Source organism: Imperialibacter sp. (assembly GCF_048007035.1).
GTDB lineage: Bacteria > Bacteroidota > Bacteroidia > Cytophagales > Cyclobacteriaceae > Imperialibacter.
On record NZ_CP180355.1, the window covers coordinates 2851652 to 2876552 of the forward strand.

At 46.2% G+C, this 24901-nt stretch carries 23 protein-coding genes; 15 read left to right on the top strand and 8 right to left on the bottom strand.

The genetic code is table 11. The features are described from left to right. Positions 1-95 precede the first annotated feature (95 nt). Positions 96-1058, bottom strand: coding sequence for a T9SS type A sorting domain-containing protein (locus ACMVP2_RS12195; protein WP_416867893.1), 963 nt, complete (start codon positions 1056-1058; stop codon positions 96-98). A gap of 122 nt (positions 1059-1180) precedes the next feature. Between ACMVP2_RS12195 and ACMVP2_RS12200 the strand changes: the two genes are divergently transcribed. The 5 genes from ACMVP2_RS12200 to ACMVP2_RS12220 all read left to right on the top strand — a co-directional run bounded on the left by ACMVP2_RS12200 (position 1181) and on the right by ACMVP2_RS12220 (position 7382). Continuing rightward, positions 1181-2812 carry a sensor histidine kinase gene (locus tag ACMVP2_RS12200; RefSeq protein ID WP_416867894.1) on the top strand — a complete coding sequence of 544 codons (1632 nt, stop codon included), beginning with the start codon at positions 1181-1183 and terminating at the stop codon, positions 2810-2812. After that, positions 2796-3494, top strand: coding sequence for a response regulator transcription factor (locus ACMVP2_RS12205; protein ID WP_416867895.1), 699 nt, complete (start codon positions 2796-2798; stop codon positions 3492-3494). The genes ACMVP2_RS12200 and ACMVP2_RS12205 overlap by 17 nt, the downstream gene beginning before the upstream one ends. Before the next feature lie 153 nt (positions 3495-3647). Next, positions 3648-4379, top strand: a complete 732-nt coding sequence (locus tag ACMVP2_RS12210; RefSeq protein ID WP_339785374.1) for a 1-(5-phosphoribosyl)-5-[(5-phosphoribosylamino)methylideneamino] imidazole-4-carboxamide isomerase — start codon at positions 3648-3650, stop codon at positions 4377-4379. Between the two features lie 152 nt (positions 4380-4531). Beyond that, complete coding sequence (locus ACMVP2_RS12215) at positions 4532-6808, top strand: TonB-dependent receptor (protein ID WP_416867896.1); 2277 nt, start codon at positions 4532-4534, stop codon at positions 6806-6808. A gap of 10 nt (positions 6809-6818) precedes the next feature. Beyond that, positions 6819-7382 (top strand): hypothetical protein, encoded by a 564-nt coding sequence (locus tag ACMVP2_RS12220; RefSeq protein WP_416867897.1) that lies wholly within the window; start codon positions 6819-6821, stop codon positions 7380-7382. Between the two features lie 45 nt (positions 7383-7427). Here ACMVP2_RS12220 and ACMVP2_RS12225 read toward each other — a convergent pair whose 3' ends face one another. Continuing rightward, on the bottom strand, positions 7428-7790 hold the full coding sequence (locus tag ACMVP2_RS12225) for a hypothetical protein (RefSeq protein ID WP_317489256.1): 363 nt from the start codon (positions 7788-7790) through the stop codon (positions 7428-7430). 140 nt (positions 7791-7930) lie between these two features. On the opposite strand from ACMVP2_RS12225, the gene ACMVP2_RS12230 reads away from it, so the two are divergent. From ACMVP2_RS12230 to ACMVP2_RS12240, 3 genes are read left to right on the top strand one after another with little or no spacing between them, the layout of a single operon-like run. Further along, complete coding sequence (locus ACMVP2_RS12230) at positions 7931-8263, top strand: tRNA-binding protein (protein WP_416867898.1); 333 nt, start codon at positions 7931-7933, stop codon at positions 8261-8263. Beyond that, on the top strand, positions 8263-9123 hold the full coding sequence (locus ACMVP2_RS12235; RefSeq protein ID WP_416867899.1) for a GNAT family N-acetyltransferase: 861 nt from the start codon (positions 8263-8265) through the stop codon (positions 9121-9123). Before ACMVP2_RS12230 ends, ACMVP2_RS12235 begins: the two co-directional genes overlap by 1 nt. Continuing rightward, positions 9099-11576, top strand: a complete 2478-nt coding sequence (locus ACMVP2_RS12240) for a bifunctional UDP-N-acetylmuramoyl-tripeptide:D-alanyl-D-alanine ligase/alanine racemase (RefSeq protein WP_416867900.1) — start codon at positions 9099-9101, stop codon at positions 11574-11576. Before ACMVP2_RS12235 ends, ACMVP2_RS12240 begins: the two co-directional genes overlap by 25 nt. 3 nt (positions 11577-11579) lie before the next feature. On the opposite strand, the gene ACMVP2_RS12245 is transcribed toward ACMVP2_RS12240, so the two are convergent. After that, positions 11580-11744, bottom strand: coding sequence for a hypothetical protein (locus tag ACMVP2_RS12245; protein ID WP_416867901.1), 165 nt, complete (start codon positions 11742-11744; stop codon positions 11580-11582). An 84-nt stretch (positions 11745-11828) separates the two neighbouring features. Between ACMVP2_RS12245 and ACMVP2_RS12250 the strand changes: the two genes are divergently transcribed. Genes ACMVP2_RS12250 through purE form a run of 5 tightly spaced genes read left to right on the top strand, consistent with a single transcriptional unit; the run spans position 11829 to position 17663 of the window. Beyond that, positions 11829-12047, top strand: coding sequence for a FeoA family protein (locus tag ACMVP2_RS12250; protein WP_151997687.1), 219 nt, complete (start codon positions 11829-11831; stop codon positions 12045-12047). 3 nt (positions 12048-12050) lie between these two features. Further along, the gene (gene feoB, locus ACMVP2_RS12255; protein WP_416867902.1) at positions 12051-14168 is read left to right on the top strand and encodes a ferrous iron transport protein B; all 2118 of its coding nucleotides are present in this window, start codon (positions 12051-12053) and stop codon (positions 14166-14168) included. A gap of 15 nt (positions 14169-14183) precedes the next feature. Beyond that, positions 14184-15974 carry a MutS-related protein gene (locus tag ACMVP2_RS12260; RefSeq protein ID WP_416867903.1) on the top strand — a complete coding sequence of 597 codons (1791 nt, stop codon included), beginning with the start codon at positions 14184-14186 and terminating at the stop codon, positions 15972-15974. Between the two features lie 17 nt (positions 15975-15991). Next, positions 15992-17125 (top strand): 5-(carboxyamino)imidazole ribonucleotide synthase, encoded by a 1134-nt coding sequence (locus tag ACMVP2_RS12265; protein WP_416867904.1) that lies wholly within the window; start codon positions 15992-15994, stop codon positions 17123-17125. A gap of 1 nt (position 17126) precedes the next feature. Then, entirely contained in the window at positions 17127-17663 is a 537-nt protein-coding gene (gene purE / locus ACMVP2_RS12270; RefSeq protein WP_339785340.1) for a 5-(carboxyamino)imidazole ribonucleotide mutase, read from the top strand. A 14-nt stretch (positions 17664-17677) separates the two neighbouring features. On the opposite strand, the gene ACMVP2_RS12275 is transcribed toward purE, so the two are convergent. Next, complete coding sequence (locus ACMVP2_RS12275; protein WP_151997692.1) at positions 17678-18655, bottom strand: TerC family protein; 978 nt, start codon at positions 18653-18655, stop codon at positions 17678-17680. Positions 18656-19037: 382 nt separating this feature from the next. Here ACMVP2_RS12275 and ACMVP2_RS12280 point away from each other — a divergent pair, with 382 nt between their 5' ends. Further along, positions 19038-19205, top strand: coding sequence for a hypothetical protein (locus ACMVP2_RS12280; RefSeq protein ID WP_317489247.1), 168 nt, complete (start codon positions 19038-19040; stop codon positions 19203-19205). Between the two features lies 1 nt (position 19206). Here the strand turns inward: ACMVP2_RS12280 and ACMVP2_RS12285 are convergent, their stop codons facing one another. Then, complete coding sequence (locus tag ACMVP2_RS12285) at positions 19207-19629, bottom strand: Fur family transcriptional regulator (RefSeq protein WP_416867905.1); 423 nt, start codon at positions 19627-19629, stop codon at positions 19207-19209. Positions 19630-19706: 77 nt separating this feature from the next. Then, a complete protein-coding gene (locus ACMVP2_RS12290) occupies positions 19707-21509 on the bottom strand; it encodes an ABC transporter ATP-binding protein (RefSeq protein ID WP_339785333.1) in 1803 nt (600 codons plus the stop codon). A 296-nt stretch (positions 21510-21805) separates the two neighbouring features. Here ACMVP2_RS12290 and ACMVP2_RS12295 point away from each other — a divergent pair, with 296 nt between their 5' ends. After that, the gene (locus ACMVP2_RS12295) at positions 21806-22723 is read left to right on the top strand and encodes a universal stress protein (protein ID WP_339785330.1); all 918 of its coding nucleotides are present in this window, start codon (positions 21806-21808) and stop codon (positions 22721-22723) included. Here the strand turns inward: ACMVP2_RS12295 and ACMVP2_RS12300 are convergent. After that, positions 22720-23292 carry a hypothetical protein gene (locus ACMVP2_RS12300; protein ID WP_416867906.1) on the bottom strand — a complete coding sequence of 191 codons (573 nt, stop codon included), beginning with the start codon at positions 23290-23292 and terminating at the stop codon, positions 22720-22722. The genes ACMVP2_RS12295 and ACMVP2_RS12300 overlap by 4 nt on opposite strands. Beyond that, the gene (gene gpmI / locus ACMVP2_RS12305) at positions 23289-24809 is read right to left on the bottom strand and encodes a 2,3-bisphosphoglycerate-independent phosphoglycerate mutase (RefSeq protein ID WP_416867907.1); all 1521 of its coding nucleotides are present in this window, start codon (positions 24807-24809) and stop codon (positions 23289-23291) included. The genes ACMVP2_RS12300 and gpmI overlap by 4 nt, the downstream gene beginning before the upstream one ends. Positions 24810-24901: the final 92 nt, after the last annotated feature.

The window sequence follows — 24901 nt, forward strand, 5'->3', positions numbered from 1 at the left end:
ATCACAAAAAATCGGATAAAGTGAAATGGACTTCGCCAAATAAAAAACACCGAAGCAATGCCCCGGTGCCTTTCTCTGAAACATACGTGCAATTATTAATTGATCATTATTTTTCTAACAAGCCTGCTTTTTCCCTGCAACACCTGAAGCAGATAAATGCCCGCTGGCTGGTCAGTGAGGTTAAATTCCTTCGAGTACCTGCCATCGAAAGTTTTGATTTCCTCTTCATAAATCGTTTTCCCGCTTAGGTCCACAATAGACACCTGTAGCGGATCAGTTGATTGAAGTGACATCTTAAGCGTGAACCTGCCATTGTTAGGGTTAGGGTAATAGGTCAGGTCCAGCGGTTCAAGCTTTTCCATTTTTTTGGCCGGGAGCTGATCAAGCGAAGCTTCGTTATCCTCTATTTTTGAGATAGTTATTTTCTTTCGCAGCACTATTGTCGACCCATGCTTGTCGCCGTCTTCACTATCCCATTCGAAGAAGTAACCATTGTCGCCACCCATTTCGAACCGCTGTCCGAAAACTTCCCTCAGCGAGTCGATATCAAATGGGGTTAGCTTCGTACTGAAGAGGCTATCCATCCCTCCAAACATCCAAACAGCATCTTCAGAGGCTTTAGGGGCTCTAAAAACATATGATTGCGCTCCATCCGTCCCATTGAACTGAAATGTTCCCGAACCATCGAAAAAGAAAGACTTTAATGAGTCGGAGTCCGAGAGAATATGTATTCGCTCTTTTACACCCGGAGACTGAGACTGATCCAGAATGATGGTATGTAAGCCTTCTTCTTTATCATTGTCGTAAAAGTGCACATCCAGCTTATTCTCATCCAGAAAAGCCTTGAGCTCTTCGTCGGCCAGCATCTCCTCTCTGGTCTTATATTCCTTCTTGAAAGTCTTGGTGCTTCCGTCTTCATCAGTCCGCAACTCCACATGGATACTTTTGTCTTTTGACTGTTCAATAGTGGTTTGCTTTTGGGCCAGAGCTCCACCAGCCAACAATACGAAGACCGGGAGCAAAAGCCTTATTCTTTTTGTTACTGTCATAGTTTTCATAGTTCGTAGTGTTTAACCAAATGTACTCCGATGAGCAAAGCGGGGATGTTAAAGCATGGTTAATTGTTGTTAAAAAAGGTTAAAAGCGAACCAGTTAGGTATCTAGAGCGTAAATTTGGAGCATGAGTAAGAACACCCTTCGTTGGATCATAGCGCTAATGAGCGTAGCCCTTATTGGGCTGGTAGCCTTCCAGCTTTACTGGATTGATGCTGTGATAGAGGTGAATCAGGAGCGCTTCAGAAAGGACGTGCAAACTGCCCTGACCAACGCCGTGGACAAGCTGGAAAGGCAAGAGGCCATGCTGGTGGCTTTCGACAATTTCAATTCCAATATCAAGTTCAGAAGTGTCACGCCCATGGCCCCGGGCAATGTCAGGTATATTGAGAGCACCTATAAAAAATGGGAGGTGAAGAGTGGAGAAGAACCGGTTGAAGCTTCTCAAAAGGTGAAAAAGCTCCCTTATAGTGTGCAGTACCAATTCGAATCAAATGAAGGCGATAATATCTATGTCGTTCAGGACACGTCTGTTCTTGTAGTGCCATCATCACCCGGCGACGGATTCAGTGGCTTCACATTTACTTCAGAAATCGGCGACTCTACGCATTTTGCCGTTGGGCAGTATAAGAAAACCATACAAAAAGCAGCTCAAAAAACTGAAATGATCCAGGTGGCGCTGCACGAGCTGCTTTTTGAGAAACCCACCATCTCCAATAGGATCGACCCACATCAGCTTGATTCTCTGCTGGCTTCGGAGCTTGAAAATAAAGGTATTAACACCGAGTACGACTACAGCATTGTTGATGAGGAGTCAGGCAAGATTGTTTTGGCCTCCACCAACTATCAACCGAAAACAAGGCGGCACACGGAATTCAGGGCCAGCCTCTTCCCCAACGACTTGCTGGGTGAGGGCAGCACCCTGCTGATAAGCTTCCCCAACCAAAAATCGTTTTTGCTTCAGAAGATTTGGACCAGCATGGCCTCCTCAGCCGTGCTTTTGGTGACAATCATCTTTTGCTTTGGCTATGCCGTGCAAACCATCATCAAGCAAAAGAAAATATCGGAGATAAAGAACGACTTCATTAACAACATGACCCATGAGTTCAAAACGCCCATCTCAACGGTCGCCCTGGCTTGCGAAGCTCTGCAGGATGAGCAGGTGGCCGTTCAGCCAACCTTTCAAAAACGTTATCTGAAAATTATTTCTGAGGAGAACAAACGCCTCGGCCTTCAGGTAGAAAAGGTGCTTCAAATGGCCGCACTCGACAGAAAAGATTTCAGGCTTAAACTGGAAAGCGTGGACATCAATGACCTGATCGAAAAGGCCATTGACAATGTGGCGCTTCAGGTGCAAAAACGAAACGGAACAATCACCACCGAGATGAAAGCCAATCCGGCCAAAATACCCGGGGATCAAATGCACTTAACTAATATCATACACAACCTGCTCGACAACGCCAATAAGTATTCGCCCGAAGACCCCGAAATTCTGGTTAAAACTTCTAATAACAAAAATGGGATTATCATCACGGTGGAAGACCATGGGCTGGGGATGAGCAAAGAGTCTGTTCAGAAGATATTTGACCGGTTCTACCGGGTGCCTACAGGCAACCTGCACGACGTTAAAGGTTTTGGGCTTGGCCTTGCCTATGTGAAAACTATGGTGGAAGCGCATGGAGGCACGATTGAAGTAAAAAGTGAGCTAAAAAAAGGAAGTACATTCGAAATACATCTACCCTATGGAAGTGAAGCCTAAATTGTTAATCGTTGAAGATGATCCGAATTTGGGCCAGATCCTAAGGGAGTACCTGGAGGTAAAGGGCTACGAACCAACCCTCTGCACCGATGGAGAGGCAGGGTTTACAACCTTTGCCCGCAATAGCTTCGATATGTGCATTCTCGATGTGATGATGCCTAAGAAGGACGGGTTTACCCTTGCCAGAGAAATACGAGAGAAAAGCAAAACCGTCCCCATTATCTTTCTAACGGCCAAATCGATGAAAGATGATACCATCGAAGGCCTGAAGATTGGTGCTGACGATTATTTAACAAAGCCGTTTTCAATGGAAGAGCTACTTCTTCGAATGAAGGCGATCTTTAGAAGGACTCATGTGCATGGTAATGGTGAGGAAACGAATCTTCAGTTCGAAATTGGCAGCTTATATTTTGACGCCCACCTTAATTTGCTGAAAAGCCCCAGGCAAGAAATCAAGCTTACTTCAAAAGAAAATTCCCTTCTTCTTCTTTTCTGCCAAAACCTCAACAAAACGGTTGACAGGGCAGAGGCGCTCATGAAAATATGGCACGACGACAGCTATTTTAACGCCAGAAGCATGGATGTATACATTGCGAAGCTTCGTAAATACCTGAAAGAAGACGAACGCCTCAAAATTCTTACCGTGCATGGCCAGGGCTTCAAGCTTGTGGAGCTCAAATAGATTTTGTATTTTCTGTTCAGTTTGTATTGCAGCCTGGCTAAACAAACATTTCCGGTAGTTTTAACCCCTGACCGAATTCTGGAAAATATAATTAAAGGCGAGGGTCTCTACCGCTAAAGTTTACTATTTTCACGGGCTCAACAATTTATATATATGATACAGCTTGTACCATCCATAACAGTGATGAAGGGAAAGTCAGTGCGCCTTACTAAAGGAGACTTTTCCAGTGAGACCATTTATGATGAGCCTCCTTTGGATGTTGCAATGCAGTTTGAACAACATGGCATCGAAAGGGTGTACCTGGTTGATCTTGAGGGGTCAAAAAAGGGCAGTCCCGTTAACTATCATGTGCTGGAGGCGATGGCCGGACACACCAAGCTTAAAATTAACTACGCAGGTGGTGTTCACACCGATGGCGATATTTTGAAGCTGATTGAGTTTGGTGCAGACAGCATTACTTCCGCCACCATGGCCGTTTACAAGCCGGAGCTTTTCACCTCATGGCTGATGTCCTACGGCAGAAATAAGATTGCGCTTGGAGCTGACTCGCTCAATGGGCAGATTCGGGTAGGTGGCTGGCTGAAAGATACCAGCATAGACCTGTTTGAGCATATTGACTTTTTTTACCAGAACGGCCTCAAATACCTTAAAACTACCGACATTTCAAGGGATGGAGTACTTGAAGGCCCGTCTTTCGACCTGTTTGAGCAACTGGTAGCCCGCTTTCCCAACCTCCACATATTTGCCAGCGGCGGCGTTCGCAATGTTGATGACATCAAGCGCCTGGCCGACATCGGTGTGTATGGTGTCATATTCGGGAAAGCCTACTATGAAGGCAAAATCACACTAAAAGACATTGAGAGCCTGGTAGTAAAGAGTGTCTGAAAAACTACCACGCTTTACCATTCAAAGAATAGTGAATTTCTTTTTTGCAACATTGTTGCATTTAGTATTCCCTCGCCCTACTTTTGTTCTTTACAGAGTTTGATTCAACTGGCTTGAGCAAGAAAATCGTAGCGTTTACATGTGTGTTGGTTATGACAAAGGCGAGCGTCATTTTCGCTCAAGCCCAGCCCTGTAACCTAACTTTACAGGGCACGGTCATCGACATAACAACCAAAGAGGCGCTGCCCATAGCCGCTATTTGGTTAGTAGGGCCCGAAAAAGGAACTACCACTGACGAAAAGGGAAGGTTCAATATAAAAGGGCTATGCGCAGGCACCTTCACCGCCGACATTCATTACCTGGGCTATAAAGAAAAGCACCTGACCATCACGCTTCCGCTACAGAACGAACTTTTCGTTTTGATGGAGGAAGATGACGTGTTGATAGACGAGGTAACCGTGCAGGGTGAAGCTATTTCGCCTGACAAAACACAATCAGAAGTAACACTATCCGAAACCCAGTTGGCCAGAGCCAGCGGAAAATCATTGGGAGAAAGTTTGCAGGAGCTCCCCGGAGTCTCAAGTCTCAAAACGGGCCCAACCATTTCCAAGCCAATCATTAACGGACTCCATAGCAACAGAATCCTAATCCTCAACAATGGCCTTCGGCAGGAAGGTCAGCAATGGGGAACTGAACACGCTCCCGAAATAGATCCAATGATGGCCACGCAAATTTCGGTGGTGAAAGGTGCCGCCGCCGTTCGTTACGGGCCGGAAGCTATTGGCGGTATTGTGGTGGTGGAACCACCGGCTTTGCCTTATGAGCACAAACACCTCCACGGTAACCTGAGGCTGATGGCCGCCGACAATGGGAGAATGGGGTCGGCATCGACAACCTTTCAGGGGGGACTGGGCAAAGCAGAATCGGTGGCATGGAGGATACAGGCGACGGGGCGTCGTGCCGGCGACTTCAAAGCACCCGACTACATGCTCACCAATACTGGTTTAAAAGAGGCGGATTTTTCAGGAGCCATTGGATACAAAAAGAACGACTGGTTGGCGGAGGCCTATTACAGCAAGTTTACCACTGAGCTTGGTATTTTACGAAGCGCACACATTGGCAACCTAACCGATCTTCAGGCGGCCTTTGAAAGCGATAGACCACTCATTGTAGAAGACTTTTCTTACAAAATCGACAACCCAAGGCAGGAGATAAGTCACGATTTGGCAAAGGCAACTTTTGGGAAAAAAGGTCGCCTGGGTGATGTCAAACTGGTGTACGGCTACCAAAGGAATATTCGTAAGGAGTTTGACATCAGGCGTGGAGGAAGAGGAGAAACGCCCGCTTTGCACATGGATCTGCTCACCCACTCAACCGACCTTATTTGGGAACAACGCACCTGGCAGAAGCTTAGAGGGCAAATCGGCGGAAGCTTTATTTATCAGGAAAACAGGAACGTACCTGGCACAGGCATCAAGCCGTTGATTCCCAACTACAACAGTGCCACGTCAGGGATGTTTGTCATCGAAAGGTGGATGGAGGATCGCTGGGAGATAGAGGCGGGGCTAAGGTTTGACAATAGAGCTTTTCAGGTATTTACTTTTGACGAGAACAACGAAGTAATAAGACCTAAATACAATTTCAACAACTTCTCAGGATCAGTAGGCTTAGTGCTAAAGCCAGCAGATGGATGGAAGGTTACCTCCAACCTCGGCACAGCCTGGCGGCCACCGAATGTGAGCGAGCTCTACAGCCAGGGACTTCACCATGGAGCGGCCACCATAGAGGAAGGCAACACAGAACTTGACACTGAGCAGGCGCTGAAGTGGGTCAACCAGCTGCTGATTCGCAAAGGCATTTGGTCAGCTGAAGTGTCGATATATGCACAGGAAATTGACAACTACATCTATCTACAGCCACAGCCGGAACCACGGCTGACTATCCGGGGAGCTTTTCCCGTATACTCTTACGTGCAAACGGACGCCTTTATGGCAGGGACAGACATTTCTGTGTCGGCTCAATTGAGCAAGCAATGGCAATACAACCTCAAGGGTTCCATTATCCGTGCTAAAGACGTTTTGAAAGATGATTATCTCATCTTTATGCCCGGAGACCGTATCCAAAACAGTGCCACCTGGAGCTATCCATTCCAGTCTAAGAAGACATTTTTTGTTTCAGCCTCGCATAGCCTTGTGCGCAGACAAAACCGCTATCCAGGCGGGGTAGATTATGTAGATCCACCGAAAGGATATCAGCTGTTTGGCCTCAACGTGGGCTACGGATCACAGCTGTTTGGCAATGACTACGAAGTTTTTCTTGAGGGTACCAACCTCCTCAATACTTCGTACAGAGAGTACCTAAACCGGTTCAGGTACTACGCCGACGAACTGGGAAGAACGATCACTATAAGGTTTAACTATAAATTTTAATTTAACAACGATGAAAACACTATTTGTTTCCAACTTTCTTTTTGCAACATTGTTGCTTTTAGGTTCTTGTAATGATGACGCTGATCCGGTTATTGAGAATGAAGAAGAGCTTATCACTACTGTCAAGCTCACATTTACGGAGGGTGACAACTCTTTCGTGGCTGAATGGAAAGATGCCGATGGAGACGGAGCCAACCTGCCAACAGTGGACGACATCTCGCTAGAGGCTGGGAAAACCTATGCTGTCTCGGTAGTATTACTCAATGAATCAACCACACCCGCTGACGACATTTCAGCTGAGGTGAGTGAGGAAGGAACCGAACATCAGTTCTTTTTTATCACAGGCGATGGCCTTGAGTTGACAACAACATACGACGATCAGGATGCTGACGGATATCCGATTGGTTTGCAGAATACTTTTGTTGCGGGAGCCGCCGGCTCAGGGACGCTGACTGTGATTTTGAGACACGAACCCAATAAAACTGCGGCGGGTGTAAGGGATGGCGATGCTACCAATGCGGCAGGCGAAACAGACGTTGAAACAGCACCTCCTTTCAATGTCACTATCCAATAAGGCGATTCCGGGAATAAAAAAAGGGCTGAAAAGCCCTTTATATTTTTAGTCTGTAGTTCTCGATTCCTGAGAAAACTCTTCTTCCGACTCTGAGTATTTAAACTTGTACACCAGATAGAATATGAAGTTATAAGAGAGCACCGACGACGAATCAGCTTTGTTGCTCAAACCTGGCACAATTTCACGACTCTTCTGACTTGAAGCAGTATAGTTAACAGCCTTTGGCTTTTCCTTCACCACAGCAGCCTCTGCTGCTTTCTTGTCCTTATCTTCCTGATCGCACTGCTCCTTATTATCTTTTGACTTGTCTTCGCTCCCATCTTCTACAGATGCTGACGCCAAAGAAGGAAGCAGGCAGATACAGCCCGCAAGTAGTAGTGATCTGAAAATATTCTTGGTATAAATCATATGTGCTTTAGACCTGAAAGGGAAACCAAGATACTAAAATTTTGTTTAAGATTCCTAATGCGTGCATCTAACATTTACCTTTCATCCCTTAATATTAGATTTAACATATTTTTTTTGACTTTCGTATAATTTACTAAACCATGATTGACTGGAGTGACTTTAAAAAGGTAGACATAAGAGTTGGAACCATTGTGGAAGTGTTGCCATTTCCAAAGGCACGAAAACCTGCCTATATTCTTAAAATTGACCTTGGCGCAGAGCTAGGTGTGAAACAATCCAGCGCTCAAATCACAGCGCTCTATACTCCGGAGGATTTGGTTGGGAAGCAAATAGTGTGTGTTACCAACTTCCCTCCCAAGCAAATAGCGAATTTTATGTCTGAAGTACTTGTTACCGGGTTTGCTAACGTGTCAGGTGATATTGTACTTTGCACTCCCGAACTTAAAGTGCCCAATGGCGCAATGCTGCATTAATGAGTCAATACGAAATTCGTCCGCTCCAGCACAATGACCTGAGGCAAATGCACAGGTCGTTTTTGGAAGCGTTCTCTGAATATCCCGTGCCTATGCAGCTTAGCTATTCTCTTTTTAAAAAGAGGATGCTTGGCAAGCTGAATATCAGATTTGACCTTTCGTTTGGGGCGTTTTCAGGTCAGAAGCTGGTGGGGTTTATATTTCACAGCCTGAACGAATACAAAGGCATTACCAGTATTTACAATGGCGGTACAGGGGTGATTCCCGGGCACAGAGGCAACCGCCTGACCCGACAATTGTATCTGGCGTTTCAGGAGAAAGCTGGCACGCAGGCAAAAAGATGTGTGCTCGAGGTAATTACTGTCAATGAAGTCGCTATCAAAGTTTATGAAGAGATCGGTTTCCGAAAAGTGGGGTTCTACAATTGCTACAAGCTTAACAAGGTACTTGAGCCTTCTAATCTAAACCAAGACGAATTTCTGATTGCCTGTGGTTCCCTCAGCAGGATAGATTTGTACCAGCAACTGGACAGCGTGGAAACTTCGTTTTCTGACACGTTCGATCAGTTGGCATACAATGCATCCTCCGAGACCTTCGTGGAGTGCCGTAGTGGCGACAGAGTGGTTGGTTACATTATTTTTCAGGCTCAATCCGGAAGGATAACACGCATGGCTGTTGATGCCAGCTTGAGAAGAAAGGGTATTGGCACACGACTAGTTTATGAAGCGTATATTCAAAGTGGAAAGAAAAACCTGACTGCCATTAACATCCCTGAAGCTGCAAAAGACATTGCAGGTTTTTTGCTGAACGTCGGGTTCGAAAACCAGGTAGATCAATGGGAAATGGAGTTGACGCTATGAGGAGAAACATACTATTTTCCGACCTGCCAAAGCTTTGTAAAGGCAAAATCAGCGGTGCTGATACTCCATCAGCAGTCCTGTCGCTGTCACTCGACTCACGCAAAGTATTTCCTGGTGAGGGGGCTGTTTATTTTGCTATTAAAGGGCCAAACCACGATGGCCACTCTTTTCTCTGGGAGGCATATCAAAAAGGCTGGAGACTGTTTGTGGTGGAGTCTCTGCCAAAGGACACTGAGCGGTTTGAAAGTGCCTCTTTCTTTCTCACAAGCGACTCCCTGCAAACATTGCAGGACCTGGCGGCTGCCCACAGAAGTCAGTTCAGCCTGCCTGTAGTAGCTATCACCGGAAGCAACGGAAAAACCATTGTGAAAGAATACCTGTATCAGCTACTGGCCAGCAGTGTATCCGTTGTCAAAAGCCCAAAGAGCTGGAATTCGCAAGTTGGAGTGCCGTTGTCGGTATGGCCGCTGGCCGAGCACCACGAAGCTGGAATTTTCGAGGCAGGTATCTCACAACCAGATGAAATGGCTCACCTTAAAAATATTATCCAGCCTACCATCGGCATCATCAGCAACATTGGACCCGCTCACGACGCACTTTTCACATCCAGGGAGCAAAAGCTTGTTGAAAAAATGAAGCTCTTTGAGGGCTGCAAAAAGCTAATTTACTGCACAGACCATTTCGCTATAGACAGATTCCTGTCAGGCAATGTATTGCCGGGAGTAGCCCGAATAGGCTGGGGGCAGGGAAAGGGCGCAAAATATGCCGTTAGTACAGTTGGAAGCAAACTGAAGCTAGCATGGGAAATGGGCGAGGTTGAGATTGACCTGCCTTTTACAGATGACAAATCGGTTGAAAACCTTTGTCATGCCGTGGTAACTGCACTCGAAATGGGAATCAACCCGAGCTCCCTGGCCCGGCAGGTATCAGTGTTGTCTGCCATCCCTATGCGGCTGTCGCTGAAAGAAGGGGTTTTCGGCAGTCGACTGGTCGATGACTCTTACAACAACGATTTTCAGGGACTGGAGGCCGCACTTGACCTGGCTATCACCCATAGCCACGGCAAGCCAATCTCTGTTGTTCTTTCTGATATACTCCAGGCTGGTGAAAATGAAAAGGAGCTGTACCAGCATGTGAACGACATGTTGATGAGCAAGGGTGTCTCAAAATTAGTTGCCATTGGCCCGACTATCTTCGCCTATGGGGATGCTTTCAGGATGGCCTGTGAGACTTATGTATCCACGGAAGCATTCCTGGAGCAGGTCAAGGAAAAACAATTCGCTGGACAAACGGTGCTGATTAAAGGAGCCAGGAGTTTCCGGTTTGAAGAGATTGTAAAAAAGTTGCAAGCCAAGGTGCACAGAACTGTGCTGGAGGTAAACCTGGAAGCGCTGCAGCATAATTTTCAGTTTTACAAAAGCATTCTTGAGCCACGAGTGAAAACCATGGTGATGCTGAAAGCATTTGCATACGGGAGCGGGAGCGGCGAAATAGGAAGAACACTTCAATACCTTAAGGCTGACTATGTGGCTGTCGCTTACCCCGACGAAGGTGTCTTGCTTCGAGAGCAGGGTGTTCATCTTCCGGTGATGGTCATGAACGCACCCGAAGAAAGCTTTGATAAACTGCCAGCATATTCCCTAGAACCAGAAATTTTCTCGCTCTCGCAGTTGCAAAACTATGGCGAGTGGTCATTGGGCAAGAGTGGAGTTCCCCCTATTCATATTAAGGTGGATACAGGCATGCACAGGCTTGGCTTCGTTGCCGATGAAATAGAGGCAATTGCTGAGGTGCTTGATCGATATCCAAATATCAAAGTAGCCTCTATTTTTTCTCACCTCGCTGGCTCCGAAAACAGTGCCTTTGACGACTTCACTCATGTTCAGGCCAAGACCTTTCTTGATTGCTACGAACAGTTGTCCCAGCACCTTGGCTACAAACCCATCCGCCATCTGGTAAACACAGCAGGCATCAGCCGATTCAAATCGTATCAGTTTGATATGGTAAGAGTAGGCATTGGCCTGCACGGCATCGAGTCTACGGAGGAGAAGCAAGGGCAACTCACAGTGGTGGCAAGGCTAAAAACCGTGGTGTCTCAAGTCCGGAGGCTGGCAGCCGGACAGACTGTTGGCTACAGCCGGGCTGGCAAAACCAATAAGGACACCGATGTGGCTACCATTGCTATCGGCTACGCTGATGGCTACCCCAGGTCGCTGGGAAATGGCAAAGGGAAGGTGCTGATTAAGGAGCAACTGCTGCCTACCATTGGCAGCGTTTGCATGGACATGACGATGGTGGACGTAACGGGCGTTGATGTGCGGGAGGGCGACGAGGTAGTAGTGTTTGGTGAGCACCCATCTGCAAACCAGGTTGCGGAATGGGCAGGCACGATTCCCTATGAAATCCTCACTTCTGTGTCTGAGCGAGTAAAGAGAGAGTATCTGAGCTTTTAAGGCCTAGCCACACCCAAGGTTTTTCTTAAAATCCCTTTCTGGAATGCCGCCAAACTTACTCTCTTCCTCAGTCTCCTGATTTTTATCAGGCCTGATAGAAGTCAGCTTTTTTGGCCTTTCGTTTTCCTTATTTCGGCCTTCGGATTTCTCTTTTCTTTGTTTTTTCATGTGAATTTGAATGAATGACAAGAATCAGGTTTGAAAACCGAAACAAATTTAGCAATTTTGAACTAATCTAAATAAGAATAGAGGATGAGAACAGTAGCTGATATGCGTCCGGGAGAAAGGGGAACTGTTACAGGATTTTCTGATCAGGAGCTTTCCATAAAGTTATTAGAAATGGGTGTCTTGCCTGGTACGGAAGTTATTATGAAGATTATTGCCCCCTTTGGTGATCCGGTTTGCATAGAAGTTTCTGGCTATAACCTGTCCATGAGAAAGAACGAGGCATCGACTATTTCACTCCTCTAAAGAATGCCTGATTCACATAAAGTTAAAGTTGCGCTCGTAGGAAACCCTAATGCGGGCAAATCATCGCTTTTTAATTACCTCACAGGTCTCAATCAAAAAATTGGCAATTTCCCGGGAGTAACGGTTGATAAGAGGGTAGGTAAGGCACATCTACCCAATGGCCAGGCGATAGAGGTGCTCGATTTACCAGGTACCTATAGCATTTATCCCCGTTCGATGGATGAGCAGGTAGTGGTAGACACACTTCTCAACGAAAATGCGGCCGACTACCCTGATGTCGTCATAGTCATTGTCGATGCCTCCAACCTTAAAAGAAACCTTTTACTTTTTACTGAAGTTCACGACCTAGGCATTCCGGTCATTCTCGCCCTCAACATGATGGACGTGGCCAGCCAGAAAGGGCTGGACATTAACGCCACCGCTCTGAGCAGGGTGCTCGAGGTTCCGGTTGTTTCAATCAACGCCAGAACGGGCGCCGGGCTCGACAGACTAAAAAATGCACTAACTATTCCTCTAGGACCGGTTACCCCACCACTTTACGACGTGCTGGCATTAGCTCCCGAGGCTATAGAGGAAACCAAAGAAAAACTGGAGCTGGATCACAACTACAAGGCATACCAATACCTGATCAACTCCCCCACTTTGCCCAGCCTCAACGGTGACGGCGAGTCGATTGCCAAGCACATTATTCAGAAGCACGACCTTGAGGTGAGAGTTATTCAGGCTCATGAAACGCTTGAGCGCTACTCAATGATTGATGGTATTCTTGCCAAGGTGCTCAGCAGAAAGCCTACCCAGGAACAACGACAGTTTTCGAACAAGCTCGACAGAGTTTTGACACACAAGGTATGGGGCTACCTGATCTTCTTTCTGGTGCTTTTCCTGATGTTTCAGTCAATTTTTGCCTGGGCAGAACCGATGATGGATTTTATAGACTTGACTTTTTCTGCGCTATCAGATTTTGTAGGGTCTGTTCTGCCTGACGGCATTCTCAATCGGCTAATCACCGAAGGCATCTTACCCGGCATTGGCGGCATAGTTGTCTTTATTCCCCAAATTGCCTTCTTGTTTGCCTTCATCGCCATCCTTGAAGAATCAGGTTATATGGCAAGGGCTGTTTTTCTCATGGATAAGATCATGAGAAAGTTTGGTCTGAACGGGAAAAGTGTGGTTCCCTTGATTTCCGGAGTTGCCTGTGCTATTCCAGCAGTGATGGCCACCCGAAACATCGACAACTGGAAAGACAGGATCGTGACCATCATGGTGACGCCCCTGATGAGCTGCTCGGCAAGGCTGCCGGTTTACACCATATTGATTGCCCTTGTAGTGCCTTCTACTTCCGTTCTCGGGTTCTTCAGTCTGCAGGGTGTGGCCCTTATGGGGATGTACCTGCTTGGCTTTATCGCCGCTTTGCTCTCCGCCTATGTGATGAAGCTCATTATGAAAATGAAAGAACGCAGCTTCTTTCTTATGGAGCTTCCGATTTACAGAATGCCGAGATGGAAAAATGTGGGTATCACCATCGTTGAAAAAGTAAAGACCTTTGTTTTCGAGGCGGGAAAAGTAATTTTGGCGATTTCTATCGTGCTATGGGTGCTTGCATCTTACGGGCCAGGCGACGCTCTCACTAAGGCGGAAGAAACCGTACAACAAGAGAGCGCTCATCTGAATCTTTCGGAAGAGGAAATGGATGACAGGGTTGCCTCCTATAAGCTTGAGCACAGTTATGCTGGTTACCTGGGCAAGGTAACAGAACCGGTTATTGCTCCCCTGGGCTATGATTGGAAAATTGGCATTGCCCTTATCACCTCGTTTGCTGCCAGAGAAGTGTTCGTAGGAACAATTGCCACCATATATAGCGTGGGCTCGGCAGGAGAAGACAATACAACCATCAGACAAAGACTGGAAAAAGAAAAAAATCCGAAGACCGGCGGCCCCATGTTTACCACGGCTGTTGCCTTCTCTCTGCTTGTCTTTTATGCATTCGCTATGCAGTGCATGAGCACCATCGCCATCGTTTATCGGGAGACCAAAGGCTGGAAATGGCCTGCCATCCAATTATTTTATATGTCTGCGTTGGCCTATTTGTCCGCATTGGCCGTATACAATTTGTTATCATAGGAACAAATCGTAGAAATGGACGAAAAAGAAGCGTTTTTCAAGGCTCGCATTACCGCATTTGAACATCAGACATCGGAAGTTGCCAGTAAGCTCAGAGAGTGGTCTACCTATAGAATAGGCATTTTTGTAGTATCCATCATTGCTTTAGTCTATTTCGCCAATGAGAGAATGGCGTGGCCGGTTTTCCTTGTTCTCGTGGGCTTCTTTTTGATTTTTGGTTCGCTTGTAAATGTGTACAACAAAACGAAAAAGAGGCTTTCGTTTCTTAAATCGATGCTGACGGTCAATCAAGATGAAGTCAGAAGGCAACAGCTCGACATCAAGCACCTTTCGGATGGCAATGAATTCCTCAGCGAAAATCACCCTTATGTAGCCGATCTCGATATTTTCGGGCGGCATTCCATTTTTCAGCTCGTCAACCGTGGATCGACCCCGCCGGGAACGGCCACCCTTGCTTCGTGGCTAAGCTTCCCGGCAAATGCCAGCGTTGTTAGCCCCAGGCAGCAGGCTGTTCGTGAGCTTGAAAGTCAAATCGAATGGAGGCAGTCTTTTGAGGCCTTTGGGAGGGTGAATCTTCCGGATAAGTCAAAGCCGGTAGTGCCCTTAGAGCAGCTTTTGTCAAAGCCAGCCCCTATCTCTCAAGGCTTTAAAATTTGGGCAGCCGTTTCTATGGCTGTTTCGCTGGTCATTTACGGATTGGCGATCTCGTCTGTGCTGGTTTGGCAGTGGGTGTTTCTAGCAGCAATTTTCAACAGCTTTTTTCTCGTTGCACTGATGAAGTCAATGAACGAGGAGTATCAAAAAATGCAGGGTCTGTCAAAACAGTTATCCGTCTATGTAGATTTGTTCAGTTGCATTGAAACGGGCAAGTTTGAAAACAGCTTGCTTCGTGAACATCAGTCTGTTTTGATAGGCACAGGCCAATCTGCATCAGTAGCCTTCAAAAAACTGCACGACGTGGTAAATCGGTTCGACAACCGGATCAATATGGTTTATCAAATACTCAACTCGTTTCTTCTGCTCGACTTTTGGCTTATTACGCTGGCACAAAAATGGTTTGACGAGAACATTGATCACGTGGGCGGTTGGATGGAAGCCCTGGGCAAAATGGAGGCCATCAGCAGCCTTGCAGGGTTCGCCTTTGCCAACCCGGCCTATGTCTACCCGGAAATGTCGGAGCGAGATTTCGACCTAAAAGCCAGTCAGCTCGGCCACCCTTTGATTCCAGCGGCTAAACGAGTTGTAAATGATTTCGTGCTTGATGGCAAGGGGCTAATATTGATTACAGGATCCAACATGTCAGGAAAGAGCACTTTCCTGCGGACAGTGGGTGTGAACTCTGTGCTGGCGTTGGCAGGGGCACCAGTCTGTGCCGGCGGCATGACGATCTCCTATATGGAGCTCTTCACCAGCATGCGCACCCACGATGACCTATCGGAAAGCGTATCGTCTTTTTATGCAGAGCTAAAAAGGCTCAGGCAGCTTTTGGATCTATTGGAAACAGGAGCTCCGGTTCTCTACATGCTCGACGAGGTATTGAAAGGCACCAACTCAGAGGACAGGCATATTGGCACAAAAGCCCTCGTGAGGCAGCTGCTCCGAGAGAACGCAGCTGGCTTTATTTCTACCCACGACCTCTCCTTAAGCGAGTTGGGCAATACCGACCCGCTTGTAAGCAACTTCAGCTTTAACAGCCTTGTGAAGGGCGATGAGCTGCTGTTCGACTACAAGCTGACCGAGGGGCCCTGCAAAAGCTTCAACGCCTCACAACTGATGAAGAACATAGGAATAGAAATAATTCCCTAATTTCGCTGCATCAAACCATGGCAACAGTAAACAGAAAAATTGGCATTCTAGGTGGTGGCCAGCTTGGGCGCATGCTCATACAGTCCGGCATCGATTTTAACATCCCCTTCAAAGTAATCGACCCAGACCCTTCAGCTCCCTGCAAAGACCTTGTAGACGGATTTGTTAATGGCAATCTCAAAGACTTCGAAACGGTCTATCAATTTGGTAGGGACTGTGATGTTGTTACCATAGAAATTGAGCATGTGAACACACAAGCGCTCAGAAAACTGGAAGAAGAAGGCAAAAAAGTTTTCCCTCAGCCCCATATTATTGAGCTGATCCAGGACAAGCGACTCCAGAAGCAGTTTTATCAAAAGGAAGGCATTCCCACTGCAGAATTTGTTCTGACCGAAAGTGCAGCCGATGTTGCCGCTCATGCCGACTTTCTGCCAGCAGTAAACAAGCTAGGAAGAGAAGGCTATGATGGCCGTGGTGTTCAGGTAATCAGGTCCGAAAAAGACTTGGCCAAAGCATTCGATCAACCGGGGCTTTTGGAAAAACTGATAGACTTTGAGAAAGAGCTTTCCGTAATTGTCGCCCGAAATGAGCAGGGCGAGATCAAAACCTTTCCTGTGGTGGAATTGGTTTATCATCCAGAGGCGAATCTCGTTGAGTTTTTGTTTTCTCCAGCACAGATTTCAAGTGAAGTGGAACAGAAGGCCAGGGCCCTTGCTGAAAAAGTGATCACCAAACTTGGGATGGTTGGGCTGCTGGCGGTGGAGATGTTTCTTACCAAAGACGGCGAGATTCTCGTTAATGAAGTTGCCCCCCGGCCTCACAACAGCGGACACCAGACGATAGAGGCGAATATTACCTCCCAATATGAGCAGCATCTGAGATCCATCTTAGGGTGGCCCCTGGGAAGCACCAGAGCACATACTCCGGCTGCCATGGTCAACTTGCTCGGAGAGGAAGGTTTTCAGGGAGAAGCTGTTTACGAAGGACTGGAAGAGGTGCTGCAAAAAGAAGGGGTACATCCTCACCTTTATGGCAAAAGGCTAACAAAGCCTTTTAGAAAAATGGGGCACGTGACCATAGTCAACGAAAGTGCTGAAGACCTGAAAACCCTGGCTTATTGGGTAAAAGATAAACTGAAAATAAAGGCATAAAATGGCTGAAGATAAAAAACCAATAGTAGGCGTGATCATGGGTAGCCAGTCGGATCTCACTGTGATGCAGGAGGCTGCAGAAATACTGGAAGAGCTAGGTGTTCCCTGCGAAGTAACCATTGTCTCAGCACATCGCACCCCACACAGAATGATTTCCTACGCTGAGCAAGCCCGCAAACGAGGCCTGAAAGTAATTATAGCCGGTGCAGGCGGCGCAGCGCACCTTCCAGGCATGGTCGCTTCCATCACCACCTTACCTGTGATTGGAGTGCCGGTTAAATCCAGGAATTCTATTGATGGCTGGGACTCTATCCTTTCTATTCTACAAATGCCTGGCGGTATTCCGGTAGCAACAGTAGCACTGGACGGAGCCAAAAATGCTGGAATACTTGCAGCTGAGATTGTTTCGACGTTTGATGACAAGGTTGCCGACGCCTTGCAGGCCTACAAAGACAAACTAAAATCTACAGTCGAGGACAGTGCCACCAAGCTCGAAAGTCAGGGGTGGAAGTCCGCACAAATAGGTTTCAAAAAATAGCTCAGCTACAACTGCTAGTTGTTTACCAATTCAGGTTTCTTCGGGAAGATAAGTGAGAGTATGATAGATCCTATCAACACTACCAAAATCATACTGAATGACCATATCACGGGGACGTGAATACTGAAAATGTCCACCAGCATCTTCGCTCCAATGAATATGAGGATGATCGCCAGGCCTTTTTGAAGCAGATAAAACTTATCAAGCACGTTAGACAGCAGGAAGAACATCGCCCTTAGGCCCATCACGGCAAAGATATTGGATGTGTAGATGATGAACGGGTTCTGAGTGATCGCAAACGCAGCGGGAATGGAATCTACAGCAAAAATGAGATCGGTAGATTCAATAAGAATGATAACCAGAAAAAGTGGCGTAAATATAAGCTTACCTTGCTTGAAGATGACAAACCTGCCGCCCATGTCCCCTTTTGAGATGGGAAAGAACTTTCTGGCAAGTTGAATGAGGGGATTCTTCTCTGGCTCAATTTCCATGTCCTCATCATCCTTGAATATTTTAAGCCCGGAATAGACAAGAAACACGCCGAAGACGTACAGAATCCAATGTGCTTTGCTGATCAAAAGCGCCCCGACGAAAATGAATATTGCCCGGAAAATGATGGCGCCCAATATCCCCCAAAAAAGAATACCATGATAGTATTCATCCTTCACTTTGAAGTAGCGAAGGATAAGAAGAATAACAAATATATTATCAATACTTAGTGCTTTCTCTGTGAGATATGCCGAGTAGAATTCAAGCATACTTTCATAGGGCGTAACGCCAGGCACAGGATTTTCATAGTAGAAATAGATAACGCCGCCGAAAATAATAGAAACAACAACCCAAAAGAGCGACTGCTGAAGGGCATCCTTTTGGCTAATCTTTCCTGGTTTCTTGTGAAAGACGCCTAGATCAAGAATTAAAAAAATAGTGATTACAATACCGAAAATGCCATACAAGAGGTTTTCACTGTTGGCTAGCAGTTGATCAAGCATAAACAAAAGGCGTTAGGACACAGGTCAAAAAAGGCATTGTAAAGAAAATAATAGCTGCGGTTTTTTTCAAACGACCGGCAAATTAAACAAGAATTAGGCAATATAAAAAACCACGCTGATAGTCAAAAGAGTGGATTATATTGGAAATGTACAATTTAAAAGTTTCTCAAAATACGTATGAATATCATTAGGATAGCTGACCTTGTCGGAAATCCTATTTGAGGTGAACTAAATTGTTTGAATTAACTCATTTCATTTGATAATACTACGGTTTTTTTGTAAAATCATTGTATAAAAGAGCTGTATGCTAGGTGGTTATACTTTAGACCTTATCCTTGTTGGGATTGCTTATCTGATACTCGTGTATCTGATGGTCACTCTAATGAAGAAGAGAAATAAAGATGTCGGCGGGCATGACGACGACGACGACGGAGGTATCACTGTCAAGGGGCCTCCAGAAATCGATCTCCCTCCAGGCGTTTGCCTGCCAGACGGCAATCCAAGACTGGTGTTCATTGACGAAGAAGAGCGGGAAGAAATGCCAGTTTGAGTTATTGTTGACAGTCTTTACAATACCCGGTCACCAGCATGCTTACATCCATCAAAACATACCCGGCCGGTAGTTTTATTCCAGGAATGTCTGATTCGTCGAGGCAAGTTGTGAGCCCACACCTGATGCATTTAAAGTGAACATGCTCATGCTTGTGCAAGTCTTCGGAGCAGTCGGCATTGCACAAAGCATATTTCTGAGCTCCGTTATCATCAAGAACTTTATGAATCAAACCTTTATCTACAAAGGTCTTTAGCGTTCGGTACACAGTCACCCTGTCGTAATGTTCGCTTACCCTGTCCTCAATATCGGCATGCGACAAGGCAAAATCGTGCTCATAGAATATAGCAAGTATGTCCGTCCTGCATTGCGTGTTTCGCAGTCGATGTCCTTTGAGCGTTTCTTTTAAAATTAATTCTGACATTCCTGTATGCTACCGGGTGTTTGGTTGTACAGTAATTTTTGAACAATATACAAAGCTCCTGATTAGACTGAAAGTGATTAGGACACTTCGAGTTGAAGCTTCACCAGTTGGCTGTATTTCCCCTCCTCATCATTTGTCAACTCGTCATGAGTCCCTTGCTCAGTAATTTGCCCGTCACCTATCACATAAATCCGATCCACCTTTCTAATCGTCGCCAGTCGGTGAGCAATGATAATCGTTGTGCGATCCTTCATGAGTTTCTCCAGGGCATCCTGCACCAGTCGCTCCGACTCGGCATCCAGCGAGCTGGTGGCTTCATCTAGTATTAAAATAGAAGGGTTTTTCAAAATAGCCCTGGCGATAGCAATCCGCTGCCGCTGACCCCCGCTTAGTTTTATGCCCCGCTCGCCCACAATGGTATCAAACTGTTCGGGAAAGCTTAGGATAAAGTCCAGGGCGTTAGCCTGCCGGGCAGCTTCCACTACTTCGTCTTCTGTGGCGTCGGGTTTACCGTAGCGAATATTCTCTAAAATAGTGCCGCCGAAAAGAATCACCTCCTGAGGCACAATACCGATGTGCTTCCGCAAAGCTGAAATAGAATAAGATTGGTTGTCCTTTCCATCAATCAATATTTTTCCCGTATCTGGCTGATAAAACCTCATCAGCAGCTGAATGATTGTCGACTTACCCGCTCCACTTTGACCTACCAGCGCCACCTTGCTACCATGAGGCACGTGGAAGCTTATGTTCTTCAGCACTGGCATTTCTTTGCGGGTAGGGTAACTAAAGGTCACATTTTCGTAAGCAATCTCGCCTTCTATATTGATCGATTCCTGCTCCTTGCTTTCCACCTCCTCAGTTTCCTCAAGAATCTCCAGGATCCGCTCCGAAGCACCAATTGCCTTCTGTATCTGACCAAACAGATCCCCTAGGCCGGCAATTGACCCACCGATGAAAGTGGTGTAGAGCACGAATGAAAGCAGATCACCAACCGTCAGCTCTCCGTTTTGAACCAGCGTGGCACCATACCACATCACGCCAACTATGCCGCCAAACAAGGCAAAAATTACAAAAGAGATAAAACCTGCCCGATAAGTAGCGGTTTTCAAAGCCACCTTTACTACCGCCGACATTGACGTCCGGTACCTTTTGATCTCATACTGCTCGTTGGTAAAAGCTTTTACGGTATGAACAGACTGGAGCGTCTCTTCGGCCACTACGCTGGCGTTGGCCAAAGCGTCCTGGGTTTTTTTTGACATTTTCCGGATAAACCTGCCGAAAAACATCGCTGCCAGAATTAACACCGGGAAAGTGGCCAACATAAAAACACTCAGCGACGGCATCGTGTAAAAAATCAGCCCAAGGCCAATGATCAAGATTGATGTTTGACGAATCAGCTCCGCCAGGGTTACAGTAAATGTGTCCTGAATCATTGTCACATCCGAAGTGATTCGGCTGATCAGCTCTCCTGTTCTCTTGCTGTCGTAAAAGGTAATGGGCAGCCTGATAAGCTTTTGATAAAGATGGGTTCTTATGTCGGCGACTGTGCGCTCAGACACGGTTGCAAAGAAATAAACCCGAAAAAAGGAGACAATGCTTTGCACCAGCAAAATCCCTATGAGTGCCAGCGCAATCGACGTGATGTCGTTGAGCAACCACGACCCCTTGCCAGAGGCAACATCGATGAGCTTGCCGGCCACATAAGGAAAGGACAGCAGTATGCCACTTGTAAAAAGTAATAGAACCAAGCCTGCTATGAATCCAGCCTTATAGGGCAAAATAAATCTGAAAACACCTAAAAGCTTTTTGAAATTATCTTTATTGAGGGGGCGCTTCTCTTCTTTTTCAAGTGTGGAGAACCGTGAGTTACTTCTTGCCATCAGCTACTTATATCAAACAATATTCAAAACCTTAAGTAATACATTGGGTACTGACAAAAAGTTTTGTTCGGTGCAAAGTTAAGAACCTAATCCCCGAATCGAGAGAGAAATCGAATGACAATTTCGACGGCCTGACGGAAATCATCAATGACTCTTATAAAATTCATTGTAATTATCAGAAATATGACAAATATTCATGTCTGGATATTGCTCAGTTTGCCTGCCCATTTCGGGGACAAGTTATTCTTGAGCCAAATATTCTTTTAAGTCAAAAGTGCCATTATAATCAATCCGTCATGTACCCACTTCAGCGAATTCTTGTTTGCCTAGACTTGTCACCCATCGATCAGACTCTGATGGAGTATACAGCCCATCTTAGCAAAGTGCTTCCCGAGGCAAAAGTCTACTTTATCCATGTCTCAAAAAAGCTGGAGATTCCTGAGGAGATCAAGAAAATGTTCCCGAACATCACCGGGCCGGCGGATGAGGCGCTTGAAAAAGGAATCAATGACGAGGCCTCCAAGTATTTTGCGAATAAATGTGACACGCCTTATGAGGCAGTAGTGAAAGACGGCAACGAGACTGAACAGATTTTGAAATGGTCGCAGGTGAAGGAAATAGACCTGATTGTGATGGGGCTCAAAAAATCTTTGAAGGGTGCTGGCACCAATGCAGCAAAAATAACCGCCATCTGCCATGCTTCAGTGTTGTTTGTGCCTGAAAACGCTTCTTTCAAACTAGATAGGGTGATGGTACCTGTCGATTTTTCCAAAAACTCTGCCATGGCAGTTGATCAGGCCATGGCCTTAAAAAAATTGGGAAATGTGGAGGTTCTTCTTCAAAATGTCTACAAAGTTCCCGTTGGCTATCACTACACCGGCAAAGAGTACGTCGATTTTGCCATCATTATGAAGCACAATGCGGAAAAGCAGATGAAGACTTTTTTGAGTGCATATCAAATCAATGGGGAGGATGTAACACAAGTTTTTAACCTTGATGAAGATGACAAGCCAGCTGATGTGATTTTTACGGAGGCCAAAGTGCAATCGGCCGACATGATCATCCTCGGTTCGAAAGGAAGAACGATGGTGGCTGCCTTGCTTATGGGAAGTGTCGCTGTTGAGCTCTTACGGGCCAATAAAGAGATTCCTTATATGATCGTAAAAGACAAAAAGGCAAACATGGGATTCATGCAAGCCTTCAAGAACCTTTAATTGAGTGCTTTTGCCTCAATTTGATAGTTTACTGTGTCCTTCATCAATATTTTTTGAAAGCCCCTGATGCTGTAGCTTTCTAAGGTGGACATCCCGTTTTGCGTAGCAAAAGTGGCAGATAGCTCACGACTGTTTTGGTATAATGCGTTTTCCTCTTCGAACCTGCCTGAAAACGCAACCACATTCCCCTGACTATCATAATCAAGCTTCATCCACTGCACACCAGATTCAACCTCTGGCTTCTTTTTGTAAAGAACGCTGCTGCCATCAGATGAATTGGTCTTTTCCTCACTGAACGCCCCGACCAGCACTGCTTTGTTAATGTCCATATTAATGAACATTGATAGCTCCTTGGTCCATTCAAGGCTATCAAACTTTAGCGTCTTCGTCTCAATGAGGCTGTCAATAGAGGCAGATTTTTCAAACGAAACGTTTTTTATAAGTTTAGCCTGCGACAGAAACAACTCAGCCACATCAAAGTAATTCGAAATTTTTTTCGCTGAGGAGCTGCTTTCACAGCTACTCAGCGCCAGGCCCAACATTAATGAGCCGATAACAATATTCCTCATATAAGTTCTTCGCCAGTCATTTCTGCTGGCTTTGGAATGCCAATCATCTTAAGAATCGTTGGCGCCAAATCTCCGAGTTTTCCATCCTTAATCGGGCCACGATAGTCGTTGTCTACGAGAATACACGGCACAGGGTTGGTGGTGTGGGCTGTATTGGGTGATCCATCTTCATTGATCATCATGTCGGAGTTGCCGTGGTCGGCAATGATAAATGTGCTGTAGCCATTTTCAAGGGCCACATTCACAACAGCCTCAGCACAACGATCAACAGTTTCGACCGCCTTTACAGCCGCCTCAAACACCCCGGTGTGGCCTACCATGTCGGGGTTGGCGAAGTTGAGGCAAACAAAGTCGGTTTCTTGCTTCTTTAGCTCCGGGATGATGGCGTCACGAATGTCCTCAGCACTCATCTCGGGTTTCAAATCGTACGTAGCCACTTTAGGCGACGGGCAAAGAAGCCTTTTCTCCCCATCAAACGGCTCTTCCCTTCCACCGGAAAAGAAGAACGTAACGTGGGGGTATTTCTCTGTTTCTGCAATCCTAATCTGTTTTTTGCCGTGGGCTGCCAGTACCTCGCCAAGGGTATTGACCAGATTGTCCTTATCGAACAACACTTTCACTTCTTTGAAGGTGTCGTCGTAGTTGGTCATGGTCACATAGTACAGCGGCAATTTCTTCATGCCGTGCTCTGGAAAGTCTTTTTGCGTGAGCACTTCGGTAATCTCCCTTCCTCTGTCAGTACGGAAATTGAAGCACAAAACCACATCTCCTTCTTCTATAACAGCCAGCGGTTTCCCAGCGGCGTCCGTATGTATGATAGGCTTGATGAATTCGTCAGTAACATTTTCATCGTATGAGGCCTGCATTTCTTTCAATACATCACCAGTTTTTTTGCCCTCACCTTTCACCATAGCATCGTAGGCCAGCTTCACCCGCTCCCAACGCTTGTCTCTGTCCATGGCAAAGTAGCGCCCAGTGATGCTTGCAACGGCCCCGGCAGTTTTGCTCATATGCGACTGAAGGTCTTTCAGAAAGCCAAGCCCCGACTTTGGATCGCAGTCACGGCCGTCAGTGAAGGCGTGCACAAATACTTTTTCCAGCCCTTTTTCATGGGCAAGAGAGCATAACCCCTTCAAATGCAGAATGTGTGAATGAACACCGCCATCGGAAACCAACCCAATGAAGTGCACCTTCTTATTGTTCTTTTTGGCATAAACCAATGCTTTGATCAGCTCTTCGTTATCGCCAAGGGTGTTTTCTTCGACTGCCTTGTTGAGCTTTACCAAATCCTGATACACAACTCTTCCGGCTCCGAGGTTCATATGCCCTACTTCACTGTTGCCCATTTGTCCGTCCGGCAAACCGACGAACAGACCCGAGGCCTGAAGCTTGCTGTGTGGATATTTTTTATAGAGCGAATCTACAAAAGGTGTATTGGCTGCATCAACAGCAGACACTTTCGGGTTGGAGGCGATTCCCCAGCCATCCAAAATCATCAGAATTACTTTCTTATTCATAGGGGCAAATATACGGTTGTCCTTTTTTCTTTTGTAACTGCTGCCTGATTATGTTAGTTTCATTCTATCAAATTCTTAGTCTCTATTTTTCA

Bases quoted from the DNA above. Each gene is read 5' to 3' on its own strand.
- ACMVP2_RS12240 (WP_416867900.1), top strand. From the start codon at position 9,099: ATGGGAAATGGAGTTGACGCTATGAGGAGAAACATACTATTTTCCGAC.
- ACMVP2_RS12250 (WP_151997687.1), top strand. From the start codon at position 11,829: ATGAGAACAGTAGCTGATATGCGTCCGGGAGAAAGGGGAACTGTTACA.
- ACMVP2_RS12225 (WP_317489256.1), bottom strand. From the start codon at position 7,790: ATGATTTATACCAAGAATATTTTCAGATCACTACTACTTGCGGGCTGT.
- ACMVP2_RS12210 (WP_339785374.1), top strand. From the start codon at position 3,648: ATGATACAGCTTGTACCATCCATAACAGTGATGAAGGGAAAGTCAGTG.
- ACMVP2_RS12245 (WP_416867901.1), bottom strand. From the start codon at position 11,744: ATGAAAAAACAAAGAAAAGAGAAATCCGAAGGCCGAAATAAGGAAAAC.
- ACMVP2_RS12220 (WP_416867897.1), top strand. From the start codon at position 6,819: ATGAAAACACTATTTGTTTCCAACTTTCTTTTTGCAACATTGTTGCTT.
- ACMVP2_RS12285 (WP_416867905.1), bottom strand. From the start codon at position 19,629: ATGTCAGAATTAATTTTAAAAGAAACGCTCAAAGGACATCGACTGCGA.
- feoB (WP_416867902.1), top strand. From the start codon at position 12,051: ATGCCTGATTCACATAAAGTTAAAGTTGCGCTCGTAGGAAACCCTAAT.
- ACMVP2_RS12200 (WP_416867894.1), top strand. From the start codon at position 1,181: ATGAGTAAGAACACCCTTCGTTGGATCATAGCGCTAATGAGCGTAGCC.
- gpmI (WP_416867907.1), bottom strand. From the start codon at position 24,809: ATGAATAAGAAAGTAATTCTGATGATTTTGGATGGCTGGGGAATCGCC.
- ACMVP2_RS12300 (WP_416867906.1), bottom strand. From the start codon at position 23,292: ATGAGGAATATTGTTATCGGCTCATTAATGTTGGGCCTGGCGCTGAGT.
- ACMVP2_RS12195 (WP_416867893.1), bottom strand. From the start codon at position 1,058: ATGAAAACTATGACAGTAACAAAAAGAATAAGGCTTTTGCTCCCGGTC.
- ACMVP2_RS12295 (WP_339785330.1), top strand. From the start codon at position 21,806: ATGTACCCACTTCAGCGAATTCTTGTTTGCCTAGACTTGTCACCCATC.
- ACMVP2_RS12280 (WP_317489247.1), top strand. From the start codon at position 19,038: ATGAAGAAGAGAAATAAAGATGTCGGCGGGCATGACGACGACGACGAC.
- ACMVP2_RS12265 (WP_416867904.1), top strand. From the start codon at position 15,992: ATGGCAACAGTAAACAGAAAAATTGGCATTCTAGGTGGTGGCCAGCTT.
- ACMVP2_RS12215 (WP_416867896.1), top strand. From the start codon at position 4,532: ATGACAAAGGCGAGCGTCATTTTCGCTCAAGCCCAGCCCTGTAACCTA.
- ACMVP2_RS12235 (WP_416867899.1), top strand. From the start codon at position 8,263: ATGAGTCAATACGAAATTCGTCCGCTCCAGCACAATGACCTGAGGCAA.
- ACMVP2_RS12275 (WP_151997692.1), bottom strand. From the start codon at position 18,655: ATGCTTGATCAACTGCTAGCCAACAGTGAAAACCTCTTGTATGGCATT.
- ACMVP2_RS12260 (WP_416867903.1), top strand. From the start codon at position 14,184: ATGGACGAAAAAGAAGCGTTTTTCAAGGCTCGCATTACCGCATTTGAA.
- ACMVP2_RS12230 (WP_416867898.1), top strand. From the start codon at position 7,931: ATGATTGACTGGAGTGACTTTAAAAAGGTAGACATAAGAGTTGGAACC.
- ACMVP2_RS12205 (WP_416867895.1), top strand. From the start codon at position 2,796: ATGGAAGTGAAGCCTAAATTGTTAATCGTTGAAGATGATCCGAATTTG.
- purE (WP_339785340.1), top strand. From the start codon at position 17,127: ATGGCTGAAGATAAAAAACCAATAGTAGGCGTGATCATGGGTAGCCAG.
- ACMVP2_RS12290 (WP_339785333.1), bottom strand. From the start codon at position 21,509: ATGGCAAGAAGTAACTCACGGTTCTCCACACTTGAAAAAGAAGAGAAG.